We start from the raw sequence: 2549 nt of genomic DNA, 5'->3' as shown, positions 1-2549 counted from the left end.
GGGCCGGCGTGTAGCGCCCGGGCGGCGTCACGGACGCCGGACCGGCGGCGCGGGCGTGGCCGCGCCACCGGTCCGACGCCGGGTGAGGGCGGTCGGTCAGCAGCGGACCCTGCTGCCACTGTCGGTGAGGAGGTCGTCGCGGATCCAGCCCTTGACCCCGGTGGCGTCGTTGCGCGCGTAGGTCCACGTCCCGTCGCTGGCCGAGACGTAGCAGTGGTAGTCGATCAGCTGGGTCGAGTAGGACACCCCCAGCACCGCGCAACCGGTGCTCGGGCCGCTGCGCATGTTGACGCCGTTCTTGGAGCTCTTGTGCCAGCTGCTGCCGTCCTTGTCGCCGTAGGACACGTTGCAGGCGGCAAGTGCGGCCGTGGGCGCGGCGCCGGCGGGGACGGCGGCGGCCAGCGGCACGATCAGGGTGCCGGCGGCCAGCAGGAGAGCCGTGGCGGTGCGCTTGGCGGAACGGTGCATCGAGATCCTCCGTGAGTGTGGCGGGACCGCTTCAGTCCCGCGACCGGGAGGCGCACTCCGGATCGACGACCGGCGTGCGCTCCGGTACGACCGTCCCACCACCGTCGGTGCGGTTCGATGGCGAGGCGTGCCAACCGCTTGGCAATGCGTGCCGTTCCCGGTCCCCCTCGCGCTCGCGCCACTCGCTGGGTGCCAGGCCGTAGGCGGTGCGGAAGGCGCGGGTGAACTCGGCGGGCCGCGGAAATCCCCAGCGCGCGGCGACGGCCTGGACGGTGAGCTGCCACAGGCGCGGGTCGGCCAGGTCGAGGCGACAGCGTTCGAGCCGGCGGTGGCGGATATGGGCGGCCGGCGTCGTGTCCTGCTTCCGGAAGATCCGGTAAAGGGTGCGCAGCGAGATCCGGTGGGCGTCGGCGACGGCCCGGGGATCGAGCCACTCGGCGGGGAGGTGGTCGTCGACGAAGGAGAGGATCTCCAGGTACAGGACGCGCTCTCGGGAGTCGCCGGGCACGGCGGCGAGCCGGTCGAGGTGGTGCGCCAGGAAGGTCTCGGTCAGGTCGGTGAGCACCCTGCCCAGCCGGGCCGCCTGGCCGGAGTTCTCCGGGCAGTCGCCGGTCAGCGCCGTCATGAAGCCGGACAGCAGCAGGCCCGTGCCCCGGGTACCGGCGAGCGGCGTCGCGAGCAGGGAGGTGATCTCCCGGTGCGGCAGGTGCAGGAGGCGTTTGGGGACCTGGATCATCAGGCACTGGGCGCGGCTCTGCCCGGGTCCGACGAAGGCCTCGAACGGGCGCGCGCTGTCATGGACGACGAGGTCGCCTGGGCCGAGGAGAGCGCTCCGGTCGGCCAGTTCGATGCCTGGGTGGCCGCGGCGGATGAACAGAACCTGGTACTGCTCGGGGTCGGACTGTCGGACCAGCCGCGGTGTGCGCCGCAACGCCAGGGGCGAGTAGTTCATGGCGGCCAGCCGGCAGTCCCCCAGTTCCACGGCGCTCAGTTTGGCCGCGAAGCGGTCCGGGTCGAGCGATCTCATCTGCACGGAGACCGTCCCCGGGACGGTGACCTCCCGCCACGCTCCGATCCAGTCGGTCTCCGGCACTCGGTCGCTGTCGTAGAGCGTTTCCACACAACCCCCAACCTGACATGGCCGCGCCACGCACGCCCACTGTACCTCCGTGGCGAAGGGGGCGGCGAGACGCGGAATCGTCAGAGCACGGGCGTTGGCTCGTTCACCGGGACCCGGAGCCAGTAGGCGGAACCGAGATGCTCCACACCTGCGCGTAGTCGTCGCCCTGGTTCGGCCCGCTTCGCGGCCTTGCGCGCTAACTCGCCATCTCAGAACGAGGCGCTCGTCATACAAGGGGTCGGTCGCCGGTTCGGGGCCGGAGATCGTCCGATGTCAATCAACCGAGAGCGCGTGGGACCGGCATGCCCAACCGCCGCGGCTCCACCGCAGTCCTCCTGACCGTCCTGCTCGCCCTCCTTCCGCTCCTCTCACTCACAGCCCCCGCGTGGGCCGACACCGTGCGACCGTCCTCCGACGGCACCGCCGGACTCCGTGCGGCCGTCGCGGGACAGAACACCTAGGGGATCTGCCATTCCTGGAACTTGTTGGCCGGGGTGCAGGTGGTCATGGTGACCTGCTTGCCCGGGCCGTTGTCGGTCAGGCAGGTCGATCCCGAGTAGTCCTTGAGGTAGTAGGCGCCCGAGGTGCTCGCCCGGACCACCGACCAGTTCGTCATGAAGCTGAAGCCCGGCGAGAGTTGCACCTTCCGGTTCTGGCCCGACCAGCCGTCGCCCTCGCCCTGGACGAGGGCCGGACCGCTCAGGTTGCACGGATGGATCTGGTACCAGCCGCCGGGGTCCGGTGCCGAGCGGACCCAGCCGTAGGCGGTCGTCCCGCCCATGACGGCCGCGGCGCCCGCCGACGGGCCGTCGGTGGCCAAGCCGAGCTTCTGACCGTCGGCCACGTTGACGATGGCGCCCCAGTTCGCGCCGCCGCACCCGGCCGGCACGGTCGAGGCAGGCGGCTTGGACGTGGTCGGATTAGGCGCGGGCGCCGGCGGGGCCGGCTGGTTGGGCGCGGG

General features: G+C 71.7%; 2 protein-coding genes and 1 pseudogene. All 3 read right to left on the bottom strand.

Going from position 1 to position 2549, the window contains the following annotated elements:
* Positions 1 to 96 precede the first annotated feature (96 nt).
* On the bottom strand, positions 97 to 468 hold the full coding sequence (locus KS423_RS43295; RefSeq protein ID WP_224285180.1) for an SH3 domain-containing protein: 372 nt from the start codon (positions 466 to 468) through the stop codon (positions 97 to 99).
* Between the two features lie 31 nt (positions 469 to 499).
* On the bottom strand, positions 500 to 1588 hold the full coding sequence (locus KS423_RS43290) for a helix-turn-helix domain-containing protein (RefSeq protein WP_224285179.1): 1089 nt from the start codon (positions 1586 to 1588) through the stop codon (positions 500 to 502).
* Positions 1589 to 2045: 457 nt separating this feature from the next.
* Positions 2046 to 2549, bottom strand: a pseudogene (locus KS423_RS43285) (hypothetical protein); the annotation flags it as partial.

This window comes from Streptomyces sp. LS1784 (genome assembly GCF_020103755.1).
GTDB lineage: Bacteria > Actinomycetota > Actinomycetes > Streptomycetales > Streptomycetaceae > Kitasatospora.
The sequence above is the reverse complement of the archived record's forward strand: the minus strand, read 5'-3'. Positions and strand labels throughout refer to the sequence as shown.